The 20,328-nt window shown below is 68.7% G+C and carries 16 protein-coding genes, 1 rRNA gene and 1 pseudogene (1 of these 18 cut by a window edge); 8 read left to right on the forward strand and 10 right to left on the reverse strand.

The features are described 5' to 3' along the window. Positions 1 to 54 (reverse strand): 16S ribosomal RNA (locus tag BIZ42_RS09245); it reaches 1,493 nt to the left of the window's first position. Positions 55 to 680: 626 nt separating this feature from the next. On the opposite strand from BIZ42_RS09245, the gene BIZ42_RS09250 reads away from it, so the two are divergent. Beyond that, positions 681 to 1,871, forward strand: coding sequence for a benzoate/H(+) symporter BenE family transporter (locus BIZ42_RS09250; protein WP_070426254.1), 1,191 nt, complete (start codon positions 681 to 683; stop codon positions 1,869 to 1,871). Between the two features lie 24 nt (positions 1,872 to 1,895). On the opposite strand, the gene BIZ42_RS19530 is transcribed toward BIZ42_RS09250, so the two are convergent. From BIZ42_RS19530 to BIZ42_RS09270, 5 genes are all read right to left on the reverse strand, one after another. Continuing rightward, positions 1,896 to 2,039 carry a hypothetical protein gene (locus BIZ42_RS19530; protein WP_156785713.1) on the reverse strand — a complete coding sequence of 48 codons (144 nt, stop codon included), beginning with the start codon at positions 2,037 to 2,039 and terminating at the stop codon, positions 1,896 to 1,898. Then, on the reverse strand, positions 2,036 to 4,204 hold the full coding sequence (locus BIZ42_RS09255; protein WP_070426255.1) for a lytic murein transglycosylase: 2,169 nt from the start codon (positions 4,202 to 4,204) through the stop codon (positions 2,036 to 2,038). Before BIZ42_RS09255 ends, BIZ42_RS19530 begins: the two co-directional genes overlap by 4 nt. A gap of 54 nt (positions 4,205 to 4,258) precedes the next feature. Next, positions 4,259 to 5,233: an L-histidine N(alpha)-methyltransferase gene (gene egtD / locus BIZ42_RS09260; protein ID WP_070426256.1), complete on the reverse strand. Its 975-nt coding sequence runs from the start codon at positions 5,231 to 5,233 to the stop codon at positions 4,259 to 4,261. Then, the gene (egtB, locus tag BIZ42_RS09265; RefSeq protein ID WP_070426257.1) at positions 5,230 to 6,516 is read right to left on the reverse strand and encodes an ergothioneine biosynthesis protein EgtB; all 1,287 of its coding nucleotides are present in this window, start codon (positions 6,514 to 6,516) and stop codon (positions 5,230 to 5,232) included. The genes egtD and egtB overlap by 4 nt, the downstream gene beginning before the upstream one ends. Before the next feature lie 137 nt (positions 6,517 to 6,653). After that, positions 6,654 to 7,049 carry a YchJ family metal-binding protein gene (locus tag BIZ42_RS09270; protein ID WP_046274378.1) on the reverse strand — a complete coding sequence of 132 codons (396 nt, stop codon included), beginning with the start codon at positions 7,047 to 7,049 and terminating at the stop codon, positions 6,654 to 6,656. A gap of 62 nt (positions 7,050 to 7,111) precedes the next feature. Here BIZ42_RS09270 and BIZ42_RS09275 point away from each other — a divergent pair, with 62 nt between their 5' ends. Then, positions 7,112 to 7,888: a TSUP family transporter gene (locus BIZ42_RS09275; RefSeq protein WP_070427493.1), complete on the forward strand. Its 777-nt coding sequence runs from the start codon at positions 7,112 to 7,114 to the stop codon at positions 7,886 to 7,888. Between the two features lie 37 nt (positions 7,889 to 7,925). Here the strand turns inward: BIZ42_RS09275 and BIZ42_RS09280 are convergent, their stop codons facing one another. From BIZ42_RS09280 to folE, 4 genes and pseudogenes are all read right to left on the reverse strand, one after another. Then, the gene (locus tag BIZ42_RS09280; RefSeq protein ID WP_070426258.1) at positions 7,926 to 11,573 is read right to left on the reverse strand and encodes an SbcC/MukB-like Walker B domain-containing protein; all 3,648 of its coding nucleotides are present in this window, start codon (positions 11,571 to 11,573) and stop codon (positions 7,926 to 7,928) included. Between the two features lie 46 nt (positions 11,574 to 11,619). Beyond that, positions 11,620 to 12,219: pseudogene (locus tag BIZ42_RS09285) on the reverse strand (DUF4194 domain-containing protein); the annotation flags it as partial. Positions 12,220 to 12,307: 88 nt separating this feature from the next. Further along, positions 12,308 to 13,777: a DUF3375 domain-containing protein gene (locus BIZ42_RS09290; RefSeq protein WP_046274169.1), complete on the reverse strand. Its 1,470-nt coding sequence runs from the start codon at positions 13,775 to 13,777 to the stop codon at positions 12,308 to 12,310. A gap of 127 nt (positions 13,778 to 13,904) precedes the next feature. Further along, positions 13,905 to 14,507: a GTP cyclohydrolase I FolE gene (folE, locus tag BIZ42_RS09295; RefSeq protein ID WP_019183982.1), complete on the reverse strand. Its 603-nt coding sequence runs from the start codon at positions 14,505 to 14,507 to the stop codon at positions 13,905 to 13,907. Positions 14,508 to 14,665: 158 nt separating this feature from the next. Between folE and BIZ42_RS09300 the strand changes: the two genes are divergently transcribed. The 6 genes from BIZ42_RS09300 (at position 14,666) to BIZ42_RS09325 (ending at position 20,316) form a co-directional block, all read left to right on the forward strand. Then, positions 14,666 to 15,121, forward strand: coding sequence for a MarR family transcriptional regulator (locus tag BIZ42_RS09300; protein WP_019183983.1), 456 nt, complete (start codon positions 14,666 to 14,668; stop codon positions 15,119 to 15,121). Positions 15,122 to 15,205: 84 nt separating this feature from the next. Further along, positions 15,206 to 15,415: a DUF1656 domain-containing protein gene (locus tag BIZ42_RS09305; protein ID WP_019183984.1), complete on the forward strand. Its 210-nt coding sequence runs from the start codon at positions 15,206 to 15,208 to the stop codon at positions 15,413 to 15,415. Next, positions 15,412 to 16,320, forward strand: coding sequence for an HlyD family secretion protein (locus tag BIZ42_RS09310; RefSeq protein WP_070426259.1), 909 nt, complete (start codon positions 15,412 to 15,414; stop codon positions 16,318 to 16,320). The genes BIZ42_RS09305 and BIZ42_RS09310 overlap by 4 nt, the downstream gene beginning before the upstream one ends. Then, positions 16,317 to 17,774, forward strand: a complete 1,458-nt coding sequence (locus BIZ42_RS09315) for an efflux transporter outer membrane subunit (RefSeq protein WP_070426260.1) — start codon at positions 16,317 to 16,319, stop codon at positions 17,772 to 17,774. The genes BIZ42_RS09310 and BIZ42_RS09315 overlap by 4 nt, the downstream gene beginning before the upstream one ends. A gap of 3 nt (positions 17,775 to 17,777) precedes the next feature. After that, positions 17,778 to 19,835, forward strand: a complete 2,058-nt coding sequence (locus BIZ42_RS09320) for an FUSC family protein (RefSeq protein ID WP_019183987.1) — start codon at positions 17,778 to 17,780, stop codon at positions 19,833 to 19,835. Between the two features lie 85 nt (positions 19,836 to 19,920). Continuing rightward, the gene (locus tag BIZ42_RS09325; RefSeq protein ID WP_019183988.1) at positions 19,921 to 20,316 is read left to right on the forward strand and encodes a hypothetical protein; all 396 of its coding nucleotides are present in this window, start codon (positions 19,921 to 19,923) and stop codon (positions 20,314 to 20,316) included. Positions 20,317 to 20,328 lie beyond the last annotated feature (12 nt).

Here is a 20,328-nt window from a genome sequence, read left to right on the forward strand (position 1 = left end):
GTGTTAGGCCTACCGCCAGCGTTCACTCTGAGCCAGGATCAAACTCTTCACTTAAAAACGCATAGTCCGAGGACTAAAAATTTAAAGCTGCAGATGCTTGACCGCTGGCAACGTTTCGCTTGCTTTAAAACAATTGATATGTTGCTTGATCAAACGTCTGCAAGATGGACAATCATCCTTCCTGCAGGCGCCTTCACAAGATACCTGCGCATACTGTCAAAGAACTTTGGAGTCGGCCTCAGCGCCTTCCTCCGTGTGCCCCGACGTTTCCGTCGTTGCGAGCCGCCCATTATAGCCGGCTTTTCCGCCTCGTCAACACCTTTTTTCAAGGCCGTTTCACCGAAGTGAGACGTTGTTGCCGATGCTGCTTCGTCGTGTGACCCGGAGGTCTTTTCGTCGAAGCGAGCCGCCTATTATGTCAGGCTTTTCGTTTCCGTCAACACCTTCTTTCGAAGCTTGTTGCCGTCGCTGCGGGTGGGTGTTCACCGGGGTGAAGACCGCGTCGCAGCGAGGGAGCGAATACTAAAGACTTCTGAAAATTCGTCAAGCGTTTTCGTCGATCTTTTTCATCATCGCGTCATCCATGCGTGCTGCTCGACAACAAGCGCGGCAGCACGCGCGTTGCGCGTGCTGCCGCAGGCTTGCTAACAATGCATCTCTTGTCATCAGGAATGCATGCGATGTCTGCGGTTGGCAAACGTTCGTTGTGGCGCGATCTCTCCCTGCCTGCGGTGATGGCAGGTTTCATTACCGTGTTGGTGGGCTTCGCCAGTTCGGCGGTGATCGTGTTCCAGGCCGCACGCGCGGTCGGCGCAGACCAGGCGCAGATCGCTTCGTGGATGTGGGCGTTGGGCCTTGGCATGGGCGTGACGTGTATTGGTCTGTCACTGCGCTATCGGATGCCGGTCGTCACTGCATGGTCCACGCCCGGTGCGGCGATGCTCGTGGTCGGTGCGGGCGCGGTCGGCTACAGCGATGCGATCGGTGCGTTCGTGCTTGCCGCCGTGCTTGGCATGTTGGCCGGCTTCTCGGGGATCTTCGCGAAGCTGATGAAGCGTGTGCCGATGGCGCTGGCCGCAGGCATGCTTGCGGGTGTACTGCTGCGCTTCGGGCTGGATGTGTTCGTCTCCATGGGCACCCAGCTGGGCATGGCATTGGCGATGTTCGTCACGTGGCTGATCGGGCGACGGCTGTTCCCGCGCTATGCGGTGATCGCCACGCTGCTTGTCGGTGTCCTGGTCGCCGCAGGTCAGGGTCTGCTTCATATGCAGGACGTGCGGCTGGAACTGGCCACGCCGGTGTTCACCTGGCCAACGCTGTCGTGGGCAGCGGTGTTCGGCATCGCCCTGCCCCTGTTCGTGGTCACCATGGCCTCGCAGAACATCCCGGGTGTCGCGGTGATCCGTGCCTCCGGGTATGACACGCCGGTCTCGCCCGTGATCGGCTGGATCGGCGTGGTCAATACGATCCTGGCCCCCTTCGGTGCGTATGGGCTCAATCTCGCCGCGATCACCGCCGCGATCTGCATGGGGCGCGAAGCGCACGAGGATCCGGCCCGCCGTTATACCGCCGCAGTGGCCGCGGGTGCCTTCTATATCGTGGTCGGGCTGTTCGGGGCGACGGTGGCCGCTGTATTTGCTGCCTTCCCCAAGGAGCTGGTCGCCTGCGTGGCCGGCATCGCGCTGTTCGGAACGATCGCCAACAGCCTGGCCATGGCGCTGCGCGAGGAGGCCGATCGCGAAGCGGCGCTGGTGACGTTCCTGGTCACCGCTTCGGGCCTGTCGCTGGCCGGGATCGGTTCGGCGTTCTGGGGGTTGGTGGCTGGCGGGATCTGTCTGGTGGCATTGCGGCCGCGCCCGGCCGCACACTGACCGGTCACGCGCCTTACAGCCGCCTCAGCACGACGGATGGCGGTCATGCACCGCCACGGCAGCATCGATCTGGGCGTCGATCATCGCCTCGTGCAGGGCGGCGCTGGGCGCGCGATAAGGATTGCCGGCCGTCTCGTCCGGCCGGGCCGGGGACGGAACCGTGCTCATAGCGGGCGAACCGCCAGGGTCTGCTGCAGCACATGCTGCGCGCCCGGCGCCAGGGTCACCACGTCCGGACCGGCGTTGGCCGCCTCCAGGCACACATAGTTGCGCCAACCGGCCCCGACGTCGGCCATCTTGCTGGCACCGGCCTCACCCGGGTTCCACGCCACCAGCGAGCGGCTGCCGGTGGTGGTGATCTCGATGCGGCGCTTCAGGCCCGGGTCCTTGAGCAGGTAACGGCCGCCAGCCTGCGTATAGATGCGGTCGCTGCGGCCCGGATCGCGCGGGTCGCGCAGGCTCCACTCGCCCTGCTGCTGGCGGGGGGCGGCGTAATTCTCGAACTTGTCCAGGTAGGACAGCCCCTCCAGCCCTTGCACGCTGACCTGCATCGCATCGCTGACATGGAAGTAGTTGTGCAGGGCCTGGGTGAAGGCGACCGGTTGGCGGCCGGTGTTCTCGGTGATCAGGCGCTGCTCCAGCGTGCGGCCGATCCGCAGCTCCATGCGCAGGCGCAGGTCCAGGTTCTCCAGCACCGGTGGGGCCAGGCTCAGCACCATGGTGCCATCGGCCTCGCGGCGGGCCTGCTGCAGCGTCCATGGCACGTTACGGACGAAGCCATGCGAGGGCACGTCGTTGCCCTGCCCCTGGCGGCCGAAATACGGCCAGCACACGGGGGTGCCGCCACGGATCGGCGTCGGCAGTGGCTGGGCACTGGGCGAGAGCCACATCAGGTCCTGCCCGCCCTTGGGCACATAGGACAGGAGCTGGCCGCCGAACACGCTGATCGCGGCGGTGGCGAACGGCGTCTCGACCTTCCAGGCAGGGAAGCCCTGGATGTCGGCCAGGCTGAGCCCGGGCACCTTGGGCAGGGCAGCGCGCGGCGCGGCCGGCGACTGGACGTACTGGGCGTGGTTGGGCGGAAGGGTGAACACGGTGGAGGTCGGCATGGTCGATGTTGATGAAAGAGGAGCACCGCGCAGGGCGGTGAGGATGCGCTGGCCGGCACGGCCATCGGCGGGGGTCCAGCCCAGGCGCTGCTGTTCGGCCTGGATGGCGCGCCGGGTGGCGGTGCCGATCATGCCGTCGGCTGTGCCGATATCGTGGCCGCGGGCCAGCAGCAGGGTCTGCAGTTCACGGCGTTCGGTACGGCCGATGCCGGGATCGTCGGTCGGCCAGGCGGCCACGATGCCCTGGCCACCGCGCAGGCGGTCGGCCAGGGTGGCGATCGCCAGGGCGTAGCTCTCGGCGGCGTTGTACGCGTAGATCGCGTCGTAGTTGCGGAACACCAGCCAGGCCGGGCCCTTGATCCCGGTGGGCAGCAGCAGCGCGGCACTGCTGTCGGCGGGCAGCCCGGCCGGGGCCAGCGCGCCGCCGGCCACCGGGACGATGCCCTGTGCACGCCAGTCGGCCAGTGGCCTGCGCTGGGTGCGGCCGGCCTGGCCGGCGTTGAAGCCGGCCGGAACCGTCACTTCCATCCCCCAGGGCTGGCCGGTGCGCCACCCGGCCTTCTTCAGATAATTGGCGGTGGAGGCCAGCGCATCGGGAATCGAGGCGACCAGATCGCGACGGCCATCGCCGTCGCCATCCACCGCGATGCGCGCATAGGTGGAGGGCATGAACTGGGTATGGCCGAACGCGCCGGCCCACGAACCGGTCAGGCCTTCGGCGCGCAGGTCGCCGGCATCGATCAGCTTGAGCAGGGCGAGCAGTTCGCCGCGGAAGAAGGGCTGGCGGCGGCCTTCGCAGGAGAGCGTGGCCAGCGACTGCAGCAGCGGGCGCTTGCCGAACACGCGGCCGTAGTCGCTCTCCACGCCCCAGACCGCCACGATGGTGGCCGGATCGACCCCGTACTCGGCCGAGACCCGGGCCAGCAGGTCACGGTGCTCGACCAGGCGGGCACGCCCGTCCTCGACGCGCTGGGTATCCACCAGCGCCGCAAGGTAGTCCCACAACGGGGTAGTGAATTCCGGCTGCGCGTCCAGCAGCGGCAGCACGCTGGGATCCGGGGTCAGCCCGGCGGTGAGCACATCGAAGCGCTCGGAGACGATGCCCTGCTTGCCGGCCTGCGCCTTGAGCGTGGCCAGACAGGTGGAGAACGCATCCGGGGCGGCCACCGCCAACGACGGTGCGCCGAGCCACAGCCCGGCCAACAACAGGGGCGACCATCGCATTGGCGGAATCCTTGCAGCCAGTGGACCTGCATCATAGCGGCAATGCCGCGCAGGTCAGACCGGCTGCAGCAGGCGCAGGCCGAAGGCGGGATCGGTGGCGTTCCAGTGGGCCGTCACCCGCAGGCCCGCGGCTGCGGCCATCGTTGCGAACACCGCGTCGGTGTACTTGTGGCTGTACTCCACCGTCATCGCCTCGCCTGCGGCGAAATCGAAGCTCTGCCCGTCCACCTGCACGCGCTGCTCGCGCTGGCTGACCAGTTCGGTTTCGATGCGCAGGCGCGGCACGCTGTACCGCGCGCGATGACGGAACCCGTCGAGATCGAAATCACTGCCGATGTCGCGGTTGAGCCGGCGCAGCAGATTGAGGGTGAAATCGGCCGTGACGCCGGCAGCATCGTTGTACGCGGCTTCGATCAGCCCCGCATCCTTGTGCAGGTCGATGCCGATCAGGGCCATGCCGTCGGGGCCCATGGTCTGGCGCATGGCCTTCAGCAGCGCAATGGCCTCGTCATGCGCGAAGTTGCCCAGCGTCGAGCCCGGGAAGAACACCAGGTGGCGCGCCGGCTCGCGCTGCGGCGATGGCAGCTGCACCGGCTGGGTGAAATCCGCGCAGACCGGCAGCATTTCGATCTCCGGCAGCAACGGGGCCAACCGGGTGATGCTGTCCAGCAGTGCGGCACGGGAGATCTCGATCGGGGTGTACGCCACCGGGTCACGCAGTGCCTGCAGCAGCAGCTCGGTCTTGCGCCCACTGCCGCTGCCCAGCTCGACCACGTGCAGGCGGGGACCGACCACCTTGGCGATGTCACGCGCGCAGTCCTGCAGCAGCTGCAGCTCGGTGCGGGTCGGGTAGTACTCCGGCTGCTGGGTGATCTGCTCGAACAACGCCGAGCCGTGGGCATCGTAGAAATACTTCGACGGCAGCTGCCGCGGCGTGGCGGAGAGGCCACGCAGGATGTCGGCGGTGATCTGGTCGCGGTCCGGCTGCAGATCGGTCAGCGCCTGGAGTGCGTCACGGACCGAACTCATGCGGCGTCCCGGGCCAGGCGCAGGCCGGCGAACTGCCACCGGGCCGACGGCGCGAAAAAATTGCGGTAGCTGGCGCGCAGGTGATCGGCAGGCGTGGCACAGCTGCCGCCGCGCAGGACCCATTGCCCGCACATGAACTTGCCGTTGTACTCGCCGAGATTGCCCGGGAAGGTGCGGAACCCCGGATACGGCCCGTAGGCGCTACTCGTCCATTCCCAGACATCGCCGAACAGCTGGACGATATCGCCTGACTCCTCCGCCCCGCCGGGGTGAAGCTGATCGCTATCGGCGAAACGACCCCGCAGCGGGCGGCCGGCGGTGGCCGCCTCCCATTCGAATTCGGTGGGCAGACGGGCCTCCTGCCAGCGCGCGTAGGCGTCGGCCTCGAAGTAACTGAGATGGCAGACCGGGGCATGCGGATCGAGCGGGCGCCACCCGCCGAGGGTGAACTCGCGCTCCAGTGCGTCATCCCAATACAGCGGATGCTGCCAGCGCTGGTCCTGGCACAGGGTCCAGCCTTCGCTCATCCACCAGCGCGGCTCGCGGTAGCCGCCGGCCTGGACGAACCGGCGATACTCGTCATTGCTGACCGGGCGGTTGGCCAGCGCATGCGCCGGGACCAGGGCGCGGTGTACAGGCGATTCGTTGTCGTAGGCGAATGTCGGCTGGGTAGGCCAGACCGGCGCGCCGATCTCCACGATCTGCTCGGGACTGCTGAGCCACTGCAGGGGCAGCGCACGGGCCGGCGCCACCGCAAGATCCTCGCGGTAGGCTGGCTGCAGCGGGTTGGACCAGAACGCATGCTTGATATCGGTCAGTAGCAGTTCCTGATGTTGCTGTTCATGGTGCAGGCCGAGCAGCAACTGGTGCCGGGCCTGCTCGCTGAGGCTGCCGGCCTGCAGGGCGGTGATCACGCGCTGGTCGATCCGGGCACGGAACGCCAGCACCTCCTCCAGCGACGGGCGCGAGAGCAGGCCACGCTGCGGACGTGCATGTGCCGGACCGATGCTCTGGTAATAGCTGTTGAACAGGTAATGCCAGTCCGCATCGATCGGTGCGTAACCGGGCCGGGTGGCCAGCACGAAGCGCTCGAAGAACCAGGTGGTGTGGGCCAGGTGCCATTTGGCCGGGCTGGCATCGGCCATGCTCTGCACCATGGCGTCTTCGGCGCTCAGCGGGGCGGCCAGTGCGACCGTGCGGGCCCGCACGCCGGCGTAGCGGGCGGCCAGCGACGACGGCGGGGCGGCAGTGAGCGGTGGTGCGGCAGCAACGGCGGTATTCATTGCGATCAGGATCGACCAGCCGGAGTGAGTGCCACGTCATGGCACGGCATCGGTCTGGTGACAGCGTTCAAGTTGAATACGCGACCCCCGTACGCGCCCGGGGCGACGGCGCTGGGGGTGCGTGCGGCCTCGTTGGGTCAGGGCAGCGCGTCGAGATAGAACCAGCGCCCCTCTTCACGCACGAAGCGGCTGTGCTCGAGCATCTTCACCGCACTGCCGCCGCCCACCTTGTAACGGGCAAGGAACCGGACCTGGGCGTGGTCCGGATCCGACTGCGTGTGGGCCTGGATCGTCAGCCCCAGCCAGTGGGTGCGCTGGCCGGGGGCTTCCTCCAGCGACAGCTCGGCCGGGCGCGTGGATGGGTGCCAGCTGGCCAGCAGGTAGTCGGCCAAGTGGCGCACGTAGGCGCTGTAGCGCGAACGCATCAGCGCTTCGGCATCCGGGGCGGGCGCGCCGGCGTGATAGCGGCCGCAGCAGGCGGTGTAGGCCACGGGGCGGCCGCAGGGACAGGGATCGGAGTTGGCGGTGGTCATGGGGGTATTGTCGCGCGATGACCGGGCGTATGCTGGCGCGCCTTCTGCCGCGATGTCCCGCCGTGCTTGAGCTGGTTCCCCCTGAGCTGTTGTGGTTGGTGGCGATCGCCTTCATCGCCGGTCTGGTCGATGCCGCGGTCGGCGGCGGCGGGCTGGTGCAGTTGCCCGGGTTGTTCACCGTATTGCCGCAGCACACGCCGGCCATGCTGTTCGGCACCAACAAATTCAGTTCGATGTTCGGTACGGCAGCGGCGGCGTTCCGCTATGCACGCAATGTGCGCTTCCCGTGGCGGCCAGTGCTGTTCGCCGCGGCCACGGCCTTCGTGTTCTCCTTCGCCGGTGCCACGGCGGTCAGCCTGCTGCCCAAGGACGCGGTGCGCCCGCTGGTGCTGGTGCTGCTGGTGGCGATGCTCGGCTACACGCTGTGGAAGAAGGACTTCGGTGCCCTGCACCGCCCGCGCGAGATCGGCCGCAAGGAGCTGGTGACTGCCCTGGCGATCGGTGCGGTGATCGGGTTCTACGACGGCTTCTTCGGGCCGGGGACCGGCAGCTTCCTGATCTTCCTGTTCGTGCGTTTCTTCGGGCTGGACTTCCTGCGCGCCTCGGCCGCCTCCAAGGTGGTGAACCTGGCCACCAACGTGGCGGCGATCTCGTTCTTCGTGCCGACCGGCAACATTCTGTGGCTGTTTGCGCTGCCGATGGCCGCGGCCAACATCATCGGCTCGGTGGTCGGCACGCGGATGGCGCTGCGCGGTGGCACGCCCTTCATCCGCAAGCTGTTCGTCGGCCTGGTGGTGGTGCTGATCGCCCGGATGGGCTGGGATACCTTCGCCGGCTGACAGGACGGGCCAGCCCTGGGGCTGACCCGTCGATTGCTCAACGCTTGGGCTTGACCGGCTTCTTCGCGGCGGTCCTGGGTGCCGGCCTGGCCGCCGCCTTGCTGGCGGCCTTCCTGGCCGGCGCTTTGGCGGGTGCCTTGGCCGGTGCCTTGGCCGCGGCTTTCTTCGGGCGCGATGCCGGTGACGGTGCATCCGGCGTCGCCGTGGCGGTGTCGGCCTGCCCGGCAGCCGGTTCGGCGATCACGGCATCGGCGGCCTGCCCTGGCACCTCGACCTCCGCCGGCGATGCGATCACGGGCGCCACCGATACCGGCGCCATTGCGGCCTCACCGCCGGCGCGGGCGCGTTCGGGCAGCTTCAGGCGCTTGCCTTCGTCGTCGTACTCGATCAGCAGTACGCCGGAGTCGTGGCGACCGCTGATCTCCACGAAGCACGCACCGCCGATGAACGGTTCCAGCGTCATCACCGACTTCAGCGGCGTGGCCACGACCATCTGGAACCCGAAGTTGTCGAAGATGTTCATCGCCAGCGCGGTGAACTCGTTGTCGGCCTTGTCGAAGGCTTCATCGAGCACGACTGCCGCGTAGCTGGGCAGCTGGCCGTCGGCACCACCGAGCTGGTAGCGCAGCGCGGCCGCCAGGCAGGTAGTGGCCAGCTTCTGGCGCTGGCCGCCGGATTTGCCCGCGCCGCTGCGGTAGATCTCGACCTGCTGGCGGGTGGCGGCATCGAGCTCGACGCCGACGAATTCCACATGCAGGCGCACGTCGAGTACCAGCTCGCGCCAGCGCTTGTCCTCGCCTTCCTGCGAGCCGAGCTTGGCGACCAGCTCACGCAGCACCGCGAACTGCGCTTCGGCCAGTTCACGCTGCTCGGTCTGCTGTTGGGACAGGACATCGCGCAGGCGCTGGTGGAAATCCAGCACCTCGGGCAGGCGGCGGTCGGTGAGTTCGATGGTCAGCAGGGTGCCGCGGTTGAACGGCACCTGCTCCAGCGAGGCATTGACCTCGTCCAGGCGCTGGGCGATCGACTTGCGCGCCTCGGCGGTGTGGCGCTGCAGGGCCAGCAGGTTGTTCTTGCTCTGGCTCTGCAGCAGATCGAAGAAGCGCGCCTCGTGCTGCGGCAGGCCATCGTTCTCCAGCCGTTGCAGGCGGGCCAGGAAATCGTCGGCGCTGGACAGGCTGACGGTGAAGTCGCCGCTGTCTTCCGGCCAGGCCTGGCAGTAGCGGCGGAAGCAGCCCAGCAGCAGGTTTTCCAGCCGGTTGTGTTCGGCCTGGGAGCCGCCGAGCTGTTCGTTGAGCGTGTTGCTGATCTGCCGGAAGTGCGCTTCCAGGTTTTCCAGGCTGAGCACGCCGAGCGCTTTGAGGCGTTCGTCCAGGCCCTGCTGCTGCAGGGGCGTGACCACGCGCTTGGCCAGCGGCGCGCACTGCTCGTGCAGGCGCGCCAGGCGTTCGTGCTCACGGCCGAGCTGGCCGCGCTCCACGCGCACGTCTTCATAGGTGCGCTTGGCCTGGGCCACATCGGCCCGGGTCTTTTCGATCTGTTCGCCGAGCCTGCGCAGGTCGGCATTGCCTTCGCGCAGGTCGTGCAGAGCCTGGGCGATGTCGTCCAGTCGCTGCAGCGGCGCGGCCACATCGATCTCGTCCCAGCCCAGCGTGCACAATTGATGGCAGGCTAGGCGGGCCTTGCCATCCTGTTCGCGCTGCGCGCGCAGGCCGGCCACGTCGCTGTCGCAGGCGGCGATGCGCTGCGCCAGTTCGATCGCTTCGCGCTCGTACAGGTCCAGCTTGTCGCGGTTGTTGAAGCCGAGCAGCCAGCGGCGGCGGTCGCTGATGTTGTGGCGATCGTCCTTCTCGAAACGCTCGCCCGGGTGCTTGACCTGGCCTTCCTTGGTGATGCCGCGGTCGGTATCGCGCAGGTGGCGTGCATCGACGCATTCGTAGTCGAAGCGCTTGCCCAGCTCGCGGCGCAGCCAGCCGGCATAGCCGTGCTCGCGCAGCACCAGCTTGTGCAGCAGCGAGCGTGCCCCCGGCTCGCGGCCATGCAGCGCATCATCGTTGCGGCGCACGCGGTAATACACCAGGCGGGTACCGAGGTGGGTCTGGTTGATCCACTCCGAGACCTGGGCATGGTGGCGCTCGTCAACCAGCAGCGACTGCGCGAAGCCATGCAGCACACGCTCGATCGCGCCCTGCCACGCGGCGTCTTCATCGCGGACCTGCAGCAGTTCACCCACGAACGGCAGCGCCGCCTCGGGAATGCCGGTGTCGCTGCTCAGGCGCGCGCGCAGCTGCTGCATCGGCGCCGGAATGCTGGACGGGGTGCGCTTGAGCGCCTCCAGTTCCGAACGCACCTCGGCAAAGCGGCGCTCGTCGTCGCGCTTGCCGCCCATGCGCTCGGCGATGGCTTCATCCAGCTCGGCCGCGGCACGCTGGCCGTCGTCCAGTCTGGCCTGGGCGCGGGCCAGCTGTTCGGCGAAGCCGTGCGCGGTCTCGGCCAGGGTTTCGCCGAGCTCGCGGCTGGCATGGTTGGCCTGGTTGCGCTTGGCCAGGCGGCGGTCGCGTTCCTGGGCGACACGGCCCTGTTCGCGCTCCAGCTCTTCGATGCGCTCGCCGCCCTGCTGGCGACGCTGCGCTTCCAGTTCGGCGAGGTGGCTTTCATGGTTCTCCAGCGCGCTGCGGCGCTGGCCTTCTTCACCGGACAGGCCGCGGTCGCGGGTATCCAGTTCCAGCAGGCGCGCCTCGAGCAGGGCCAGGCGACGCTGCTCGCGCACACCATCGATGCCCAACTTCATCTCGTCCAGGTCTTCACGCTGGCGGCGCAGTGCCTGCAGATCGGCGTAGTGACCGCGCGCCGGCAGCAGGGTTTCGACCTGGCGGCGCGCGGTGACCACGGCCTGGTGGGCGCCATCGAGTTCGGCGAAATCATCGACCAGGCGCTCGGCGGCATCGAAGGTGCGCGGCGCATCGAGCATGAAGTCGCGCAGGAACACGTTCAGATCGCCGAGGTTCTTCGCCGACTGCGTCTTGTGCAGCAGGCGCAGCGCCATTTCGTTCTCGATCCCGAGCACGTGGCGGAACCGTTCGGCATAGCTGGCGAAGCTGTCGAAGTGATGCACATCGCCCAGGCGCTGCTTGAGCTTGCGCAGGTCCAGGTCGAAGCCGCCGAGGTCGCGCGCGGTGTCGAAGCTGCGCTCTGCGACCATGTAGTGCTTGCGCACATCGGCCGCGGCGGCGCCGTTGCCGGCGATCCAGAACAGCCGCACCAGGCTGACGATGCGGCCGTCGTTGCTGCGGTACTCCAGCACCAGCGCGGTCCAGGTGGCGCCCTTGCGCAGGTACTGGGTGGCGATCTCGCCGGTGCCGCTGTCCTGCTGGTCAGCCCACGCGCCACGCACATAGGAGACCAGGTTGCGGTCGCGGCCACTGCGTTCGGCTTCGCGCGCGGCGGCGTTGAAGTCGACCAGGGCCGGCGGCACCAGCAGCGCGGACATCGCATCGAGCAGGGTCGACTTGCCCGAGCCGGAGCGGCCGACGAACAGGAAGCCACGTTCGGCGATCGGCACTTCGGTCAGGCCGGAGAAGGTGCCCCAGTTGTGGACCTGCAGGCGGCGCATGCGGAACTGCTGCGCGCGCGGGTCGGGCTGGTCGCCGGGGAACAGGGCGGGTGCGGGAATGTGGACGGTCATGGCAGGGCTAGCAATCCAGGCAGGGCAGCGGCGCGCGGGCGCGCGCTCAGGCGTCGAGGTCGGCCGGCGCTTCGCGCAGGCGGCGGTACACCTGGGCCAGGGCGGCGACATCTTCGGCGGAGAACATCAGTTTCAGTGCCGGCGAGACTTCATGACGCGCATCGTCACCGCCAAGGCGGGTGAGGATGTGGTTGTCCTTCATCTTCTGCACGGCACTGGCGACGCGGCGGTTGAAGCCGGCGCGGTCGGTGGACAGGTGGCGCTCGTACACGGCCAGTGCTTCGGCCAGCTCGCCATCTTCGACCACCGCGCGCACGCCGCGTGCATCGGCTTCAGCCAGCTGCTGGCGCAGGTGCAGCAGCAGCACCGAGTCGATGAAGGTCAGCGGCGAGGTACGCAGCAGCACCGGCGCGTCGATATCTTCGGTATCGGCCTGGCGGGTGAAGGCCACCCCGCTCTCGCGGTCCAGCACCAGCTCCAGGAACAGGTCCGAGAGCGCCGAGCGGATCGCCGCTTCACTGCGGATCAGCGCCGGCCACAGCTTGGCGTGGCGCAGCTGGTCGATGCTGGGGCCGATCAGCAGCTGGCACAGCGCACGGCGGCCATCGAGCGGCAGCCGGCCGGTGTCGCCCATGTAGAAGACATCGTTGCTGCGTCGCAGGACCGGCGTCACCACGACCGGCTCGTCGTCATGCTCGTCGGCGCCGCCGTCGATCGGGGTGTCGGTGGATTGTTCATGCCAGCTCATGGCGTTTCTCCTGGGTGAACCAGATCAGCGGAATGCGGGCGCGACGCCATTGGCCATCGCCGCCGCGCCATTGCGCGATCTCCTGTTGATCGGTGGCGACCTCGCCATGGCGGGTGCCGAGGGAGAGGTAACCGATGATGCTGCCCAGCCCCTGCGGGGCCTCACGGTGGTCGAGCACCTGCGCGATCGACAGCCGCGGCTGCTCGCCAAGCAGGTCGTGCAGATCGCGGCGCAGGGTGCGGAAGTCGATTTCCGAGGCGGCGACGAGATCGCCGACGCTCTCCAGCGAGATCGCGGCGGTGTCGTTGCGCTGCACGCTGCCATCGACCTGCGCCTGGCGCGGGTCGTGCAGTTTCCACTGCGACAGCGAGCGCAGGCGGCTGGTGGTCAGCTGCAGGTCGCGGCCGATGCTGCGCTGGGCCGGGATGTGGTCGCGCAGGCCCAGCGCCTCGCCCTGGGCCTGCTTGAGCAGCTGGTTGAGGCGGCGCTGTTCCAGGTAGCCGCGGCTCTGCACGAAGCCACGCAGGCTGCGCGCGAAGTGCTGCAGCACATCGTGGACCTGGCCACCGCGCTCGAGCATGGTGGTGGTGAAGCCGCGCAGGAAGGTGCGTTCGTTGCGGTCCAGCTTGCGGGCGAAGCCACGGGCAAGCACGGTCTCCAGCGCGGCGTCGAGCTGGGCGCTCTGTTCGGCATCGTTGAGCAGGCGCCAGAACGCGTCGAAACTGCGCCCGGCATCGCTGTCACCGATCACATCCACGCCTTCGAACAGCTTGGAGAGCACGTCGCCGCGCTCGCCTTCGTCATCGATGATGCGTTCGCGGAATTCGCGGTTGAGGCGTTCGAAGTCGTCACGCACGCGGCGGAAATCTTCGGTCAGTTCGTCGGCCAGCCCGATGATCTGGCGGGTCCGTTCCAGCGCGCGCTTGCCATCCAGCGAGGACACCTTGCCGCCGCTGACGCGGGCGATCTCGGCATCGATGCGGTCGCGTTCGTCGCGCAGCGCGGACAGGCGCGCATCCGGATTGGATTCGGTCAGCGCGGCCAGCTGCGAGAGCTGCTCGATCACCAGCGCCAGGCGGCTCTCGGTGGCGGCGGCGCGTGCCTGCTCCAGGCTGTCGGCGAAGCGGATCGCCTGCGCGGCCTGGGTGGACAGTTCGTACTGTTCCTGGTCGGCACCTTCGGGCAGGCGGCGTTCCAGCCAGCCCTGGGCCAGCCAGTGGGCGATGTAGGCCTGCGCGGTGCGCGGCAGATCGCGCGACAGTTCATCGGCCTTGAGATCGTCCAGCGCGCGCTGCAGGCGTTCGTGCAGCACCGCCGTGGACAGGGTCCGCTCGTCCTGCATCAGCAGGCTCTGCAGCAGGCCGATGATCTCCGGCGCGTGATCGGCCGCCAGCAGCTTCCACTGCGATTGTTCGCGCAGGTGGCGGTAACGGGTAATGCGCTCGCGATGCTTCATTCGAGACCGGGGACAGGAAGACGGGCCGCGCGGGTCGCAGCGGCCGGGAGGGAAACGGGACGCGCACGCACCCGCAGGGCCGGGCCGAAGCCCAGCACCTGCCGGCCGCGCGCGACGGCGCGGGGAATCAGCGCTTGCCGCCCACTTCGATGAAACGCAGGAACTCGGCGCGGGTACGCGCGTCCTCGCGGAAGCTGCCCAGCATCTTGGAGGTGACCATGCTGACGCCACGCTTGTGGATGCCGCGGGTGGTCATGCACTCGTGCGCACCTTCCACCACCACGCCCACGCCGACCGGCTGCAGCACGTCCTGGATGCACTGGGCGATCTGCGCGGTCATCTTTTCCTGGACCTGGAATCGGCGTGCGTACGCCTCGACCACGCGGGCCAGCTTGCTGATGCCCACCACCTTGCCGGCCGGCAGGTAGCCGACGTGCACGCGGCCGATGATCGGCGCCATGTGGTGTTCGCAGTGGCTTTCGTACTCGATGTCGCGCAGCACGATCAGTTCATCGTAGCCGGCCACTTCCTCGAAGGTCCGCTCCATGTAGGCGCGCGGGTCATCGCGGTAGCCGCTGAACCAGTCGCCATACGCTTCGGCGACGCGGCGCGGGGTATCCAGCAGGCCTTCACGGGTCGGATCTTCACCGGCCCAGCGCAGCAGGGTGCGCACCGCCGATTCGGCCTCGGCCTGGGTGACGGGGTTGGCGTCGTTGTCTTGCTTGCTCATTACATACAGCACCCGAAGGGGGGCGAGCATCGTACCCGACAGACCCCTCGGGCGTCCTGCGCCGGGGCTCGCTGGCCCTGCCGCGCAGGCCTTCGTTGGGCGACGGTTGTGCCGGAGGTATTGATAGGAGGGAAATTAGTAGTATCCTATCTATTCTGATGAACCGATCCTTCGACGAACGCACCCAGCTGCAGATGCAGCTCAGTTCCGGCCTGCTGTACGCAGGGCGGCAGTGGCAGCGCCTGGCCGACCAGGCCCTGGGCAGCTACGGCATCTCCGCCGCCTGCACCATGCCGCTGCTGATGATCGGGCGCGCCGGCGGGGGTATCCGCCAGGTGGCACTGGCCCATCAGCTGGGCATGGAAGGCCCGTCGCTGGTACGCCTGCTGGACAAGCTGGCCGCCAGCGACCTGGTCCGCCGCGAATGCGACGCCAGCGACCGCCGCGCCAACCTGCTGTGGCTGACCGACAAGGGCGAGGCCCTGGTCAGCGAGCTGGAAACCCAGTTGATCGGCCTGCGCCAGGACGTGTTCGGCGAGCTGTCCATGGATGAACTGCGCACCGTGCTGAAGCTGTGGCAGCTGCTGGCCGACGCTGCCGACCGCGTGACGTAAGCCTGTCCCCCCGTTGTGCCGCCCGGTGTCGTCCCTCGACGCCGGGCGATCCCCTTTCCGCTCCCCTGCGAATCCTTTGCCTCGATGTACGGTGAATTCAGTCTCTATGGTGTGTTCGTCCCGACCCTGCTCGGGCTGATGCTGCTTGCCTACCTGCTCAAGAGCGGGTTGCGCGTGGTCCTGCAGCGCACCGGCGCCTACCGCCACATCTGGCACCCCGCCCTGTTCAACCTGGCCGTGTACGTGATCGTGCTCGGCGGGTTGTTTTCCCTGATGCGTTGGATGCAATCGTGAACAAGATCCTCAAGCAGACATTCCCGGTCGTGTTGACCGTCGTGGCCGTGGTGGCCGCCGTGCTGGTGCTGCGCCACCTGTGGGCGTACTACATGGACGAACCGTGGACGCGCGATGCGCACGTCAGCGCCGACGTGGTGCAGGTGGCGCCGGATGTGTCCGGGCTGGTGGAGGCGGTGAAGGTGGCCGACAACCAGCCGGTCAAGCGCGGTGAGGTGCTGTTCGTGGTCGACCGGGCGCGCTATGAGATCGCGCTGGAGCAGGCCCAGGCCGCCCTGGGCGAGCGCCGCGCCACGCTGGACCAGCTGCGCCGCGAGATCGCGCGTGACCGCAGCCTGCAGGATCTGGTCGCCGCCGAGGATGCCGAAGTGCGCCGCGCCAAGCTGCTCGCCGCGCAGGCCTCGATGGCGACCGCACAGGCCGCGGTGGATCTGGCCAAGCTCAACCTGGCGCGCACTGAAGTGCGCAGCCCCAGCGATGGCCACGTCAACGACCGCACCGTGCGTGCCGGTGACTATGTGACTGCCGGGCGCCCGGTGATGGCCGTGCTCGATACCGGCTCGTTCCGCGTGGACGGCTACTTCGAGGAAACCCGCCTGCAGGGCGTGCATGCGGGCCAGAAGGTCGACATCCGCCTGATGGGCGAGGCGCAGCCGCTGCAGGGCCACGTGCAGAGCATCGCCGCCGGCATCGAAGACCGTTACCGCAGCGAAGGCAGCAGCCTGCTGCCGAACGTGACCCCGGCCTTCGACTGGGTGCGGCTGGCCCAGCGCATCCCGGTGCGCATCCATATCGACCGCGTGCCGGCCGGGGTCAACCTGATCGCCGGGCGCACCGCCACCGTCACCATCCAGCCGGACACCGCGCCGGCCACGCCGGCACAACCGGCACGGACGGCGCTGTGAACCGCCCGGCGCTGCACCGCATCGCGCTGGGGCTGGCGCTGACCACGCTGGCCGCGTGCCGCACCGTCGGCCCGGACTACGCGGTGCCGGCCGGCTCCGCGTTCCAGCGGCCGGAGGCCAATGCCGCCTTCCTCGACACCGGCAACCCGCAGGTCGCCGCTGGCGCCACGCTGCCCGCACGCTGGTGGGAGCTGTACCAGGACGACACCCTCAACGCGCTGGTGCAGCAGGCGCTGCGCGACAACGTGGAACTCAAGGTGGCCGATGCCAACCTGCGTCGCGCTGCTGCCGTGTACGAGCAGGCGCTGGATGCCGGTGGGTTCGAATACGAGGCCGAGGCCGGGGTGAGCCGCGCGCAGCTGTCGGCCGAATCGTTCCTGCTTGAACACGAACTGCCGCCGATCAACCTGGCCGACGGCAAGTTCGCGGTGTCCTATCAGTTCGATCTGTTCGGCAAGCTCAAGCGCGCCTCCGAAGCCGCGCATGCCGACGAGCAGGCCACCGCCGCCGCGATGGACCTGGCGCGCGTGTCGCTGGTGGCGCAGGTGGCCGGCAGTTACGTCGAGATCTGCCACGCCAACCACGAACTGCATGTGGCCGAGCACTCGCTGCAGCTGCAGCAGCGCAGCCGCGAGGTCACCCAGCGCTTGATCACCGCCGGCCGCGGCACCCCGCCGGAGCTGGCGCGTGCCAACGCCCAGGTGGCGATGCTGCAGGCCGCGTTGCCGCCGCTGCGCGCGCACCGGCAGGCTTCCGAATACCAGTTGGCCGCCCTGCTCGGCCGCACCCCGGGCCAGCTGCCCGACGGCGTGAGCGACTGCAGCCAGGCCCCGACCCTGGCCCAGGCGCTGCCGATCGGCGATGGCCGTGCGCTGCTGCAGCGCCGCCCGGACATCCGCCAGGCCGAGCGCAAGCTGGCCGCCGCCACCGCGCGGATCGGCGTGGCCACCGCCGAGCTCTACCCGGACATCCGCCTCGGCGCCTCGGTCGGTGCCGCCGGCCTGCTGGAGGATTTCGGCACGCCGCTGACCCAGCAGTGGTCGATCGGCCCGCTGATCTCCTGGACGCTGCCCTCCTCCGGCACGCATGCACGCATCCACGCCACCGAAGCCGGTGCCGATGCGGCGCTGGCCGAGTTCGACCACAGCGTGCTGCAGGCCCTGCGCGAAACCCAGACCGCGCTGAGCCGCTATGCCCAGGACCTGCAGCGCCTGCAGTTCCTGCAGCAGGCGCAGCAGCAGGCCGACCTGGCCGCCAGCCAGAACCGCCGCCTGTACCAGGGCGGGCGCACGCCCTACCTGGCCAGCCTGGACGCGGACCGCAGCCTGGCCAGCGCCGATGCGACGCTCGCCGAGGCGCAGGCGCAGGTCTCGCGCGACCAGATCCAGTTGTTCCTGGTGCTCGGCGGCGGCTGGAATGCCGACGCCGTCGCCGCCGGCACGGCCGCGAGGTAAGCCATGCTGCTGCTGGACAGACAGGCCTGGTTGTTCTCGGTCAAGACCTTCCTGGCGGCGCTGGCCGCGCTGTACATCGGGCTGGCCGGCAATCTCTCGCGCCCGTACTGGGCGATGGCCACGGTCTACATCGTGACCCAGCCGATGCTGGGCCCGACCCGTGCCAAGGGCGCCTACCGCATCCTCGGCACCCTCATCGCCGGCGCGGCCACGCTGTGGATGCTGCCGCACCTGGTGGAAACGCCGCTGCTGCTGAGCGCGGCGATGTCGCTGTGGCTGTCCACCTGCCTGTTCATCGCCCTGCTCAACCGAGGCCCGCGCGGCTACGCGTTCCTGCTGGCCGGGTACACCACCGCCTTCATCGGCTTCCCGGCGGTGACCTCGCCGGACACCATCTTCGACACCGTGGTGGCGCGCAGCGAGGAGATCATTCTCGGCACCGTGGTGGCGGTACTGTTCGCCTCGCTGTTCTTCCCCGCCTCGGTGCGGCCGATGCTGCGCGCGCGGATCGGCAGCTGGATGGGCGATGCCGCCGACTGGTGCCGGCAGATCCTCTCGCGCGGTCACGCGCATGGACCGCGCAACCGCCTGGCGGCCGATCTGGTCCAGTTTGAAGCGCTGATCGAGTTCATGCGTCGCGACGACCCGCGCCACGCCGGGGCGGCGGTCTCGATGGAGCGCCTGCGCGAACGCATGCTGCTGATGCTGCCGGTGCTGTCCTCGATCGCCGACCGGCTCGGTGCGCTGCGCGCGGGTGGCCGCGCGCTGCCACCGGGGCTGGAGCCGTTGATCGCCGATCTGGCGCAGTGGCTGGAGCAGCCGGGCCGCTCCAGTGCCAGCGCCTACGCCACGCTGCGCGCGCGCATCGTCGCGCTCAAGCCGGCGGTGGATGGCGAGCTGGATCACCTGCTGCTGGTCACCCTGCTGCTGCGCCTGGAAGAGCTGGTCGATCTCTGGCAGGACTGCACCACCCTGCACGCCGCCATCGACGCCGGCACCGCGCCGAGCGATACCGCGCACTACCGCGTGCGCACCCAGCGCGTGGACCACGTGCGCCATGTGGACTACGGCATGGCGCTGTTCTCCGCGGCCAGTGCCGGTGTCGCCCTGATGACCTACTGCGTGCTGTGGATCGGGCTGGGCTGGGAAGGCGGTGGCAACGGCGCGATGATGGCCGCGGTGGCCGCCGCGTTCTTCGCCGCGCAGGATGATCCCGCACCGAGCATGCTGTCCTTCCTGCTCTGGGCCATCGTGGCCAGCCTGGTGGCCGGCGTGTACCTGTTCGGGATCTTCCCGGCCGTGCACGACTTCGGCAGCCTGGCCCTGGTGCTGGCGGTGATCTTCCTGCCACTGGGCCTGCTGCTGCACCGGCCCAAGACCGCGTTGATCGGCTTGCCGCTGACGGTGAACCTGGTGGCGCTGCTGAACGTGCAGAACACCTACAGCGCCAACATCCAGAGCTTCATCAACTCCGCCGTGGCGATGTTCATCGGCATTGGCTTTGCGGTGGTGATGACCCGGCTGTTCCGCTCGGTGGGTGCCGAGTGGACCGCGCGCCGGCTGGTGCGCCAGGGCTGGACCACGCTGGCCGATGCGGCCGAGGGCCGCGGCCAGCAGGATCGCCAGCAGTTCGCCGCGCGCATGCTGGATCTGCTCGGCCTGCTCGCACCGCGCCTGGCAGCCACGCCGGAAGGCAGCGACATCGCCTCGGTGGACATGCTCACCGAGGCGCGCATCGGCCTGAACATCCTTCAGCTGCGCCGCTCCCGGCACGGCCTGCCGCCGGCCAGCGTGGCCGCGATCGAGGCCATCCTGGACGACATCGCCGCGTACTACCGCGCGCAGGCGGCCAAACGCCGCCCCCTGCCGGCACCGCCCGGGCTTCAGGCACGGCTGGAGGCCTCGCTCAAGCGCGTGCAGACCGTGGAGGCGGGCAAGGCCCGCGACGAGGCCCTGATGGGGTTGATCGGGCTGCGCTATGCGCTGTTCCCCGAGGCACCGGTCATCGAGGCCGCCGCCGACCCCGCCGCGGCAACACCGGGCCTGCCGGCGCCGCGCTGAACCGGCCCCGGCGCGCGCCGGCCGGTCCGCGCCGATCAGGGCTATCCTGACGCATGCATTTGCGCATGGATCAAGGTGATTCCCGATGAGTTACGACCTGATGGTGTTCGACCCCGCCGTCGCCCCGCGCGAGGCCGAGGCCTTCCTGCAGTGGTACGACGCGCAGACCGAGTGGAACGAGACGCACGACTACGACGACCCGGCCGTGTCGGTGCCGGCGCTGCAGGCGTTCTTCGCCGCGCTCGCCGAGCATTACCCGCCGATGGACGGTCCGCTGTCCGATGAGGAAGACGACCGCCCGGAGGTGACCGACTACAGCATCGGCCAGCACGTGGTCTACGCCTCGTTCGATGACGAGGTGGCCGAGAACGCGCATGGCCTGGTGCAGGTGCTGGCCAACACCCACCAGCTGGGCTTCTTCGATGTCAGCGGTGACGGCGCCATCGTGTTCCCCGATGGCACCGTGGTGATTCCGGAGTAAGACCGGACACGG

It is taken from the genome of Stenotrophomonas sp. LM091, assembly GCF_001806305.1.
In the GTDB taxonomy this organism is placed as follows: Bacteria; Pseudomonadota; Gammaproteobacteria; order Xanthomonadales; family Xanthomonadaceae; genus Stenotrophomonas; species Stenotrophomonas bentonitica_A.

Bases quoted from the DNA above. Each gene is read 5' to 3' on its own strand.
- BIZ42_RS09250 (WP_070426254.1), top strand. From the start codon at position 681: ATGTCTGCGGTTGGCAAACGTTCGTTGTGGCGCGATCTCTCCCTGCCT.
- BIZ42_RS19530 (WP_156785713.1), bottom strand. From the start codon at position 2,039: ATGAGCACGGTTCCGTCCCCGGCCCGGCCGGACGAGACGGCCGGCAAT.
- BIZ42_RS09255 (WP_070426255.1), bottom strand. From the start codon at position 4,204: ATGCGATGGTCGCCCCTGTTGTTGGCCGGGCTGTGGCTCGGCGCACCG.
- egtD (WP_070426256.1), bottom strand. From the start codon at position 5,233: ATGAGTTCGGTCCGTGACGCACTCCAGGCGCTGACCGATCTGCAGCCG.
- egtB (WP_070426257.1), bottom strand. From the start codon at position 6,516: ATGAATACCGCCGTTGCTGCCGCACCACCGCTCACTGCCGCCCCGCCG.
- BIZ42_RS09270 (WP_046274378.1), bottom strand. From the start codon at position 7,049: ATGACCACCGCCAACTCCGATCCCTGTCCCTGCGGCCGCCCCGTGGCC.
- BIZ42_RS09280 (WP_070426258.1), bottom strand. From the start codon at position 11,573: ATGACCGTCCACATTCCCGCACCCGCCCTGTTCCCCGGCGACCAGCCC.
- BIZ42_RS09290 (WP_046274169.1), bottom strand. From the start codon at position 13,777: ATGAAGCATCGCGAGCGCATTACCCGTTACCGCCACCTGCGCGAACAA.
- folE (WP_019183982.1), bottom strand. From the start codon at position 14,507: ATGAGCAAGCAAGACAACGACGCCAACCCCGTCACCCAGGCCGAGGCC.
- BIZ42_RS09300 (WP_019183983.1), top strand. From the start codon at position 14,666: ATGAACCGATCCTTCGACGAACGCACCCAGCTGCAGATGCAGCTCAGT.
- BIZ42_RS09305 (WP_019183984.1), top strand. From the start codon at position 15,206: ATGTACGGTGAATTCAGTCTCTATGGTGTGTTCGTCCCGACCCTGCTC.
- BIZ42_RS09320 (WP_019183987.1), top strand. From the start codon at position 17,778: ATGCTGCTGCTGGACAGACAGGCCTGGTTGTTCTCGGTCAAGACCTTC.
- BIZ42_RS09325 (WP_019183988.1), top strand. From the start codon at position 19,921: ATGAGTTACGACCTGATGGTGTTCGACCCCGCCGTCGCCCCGCGCGAG.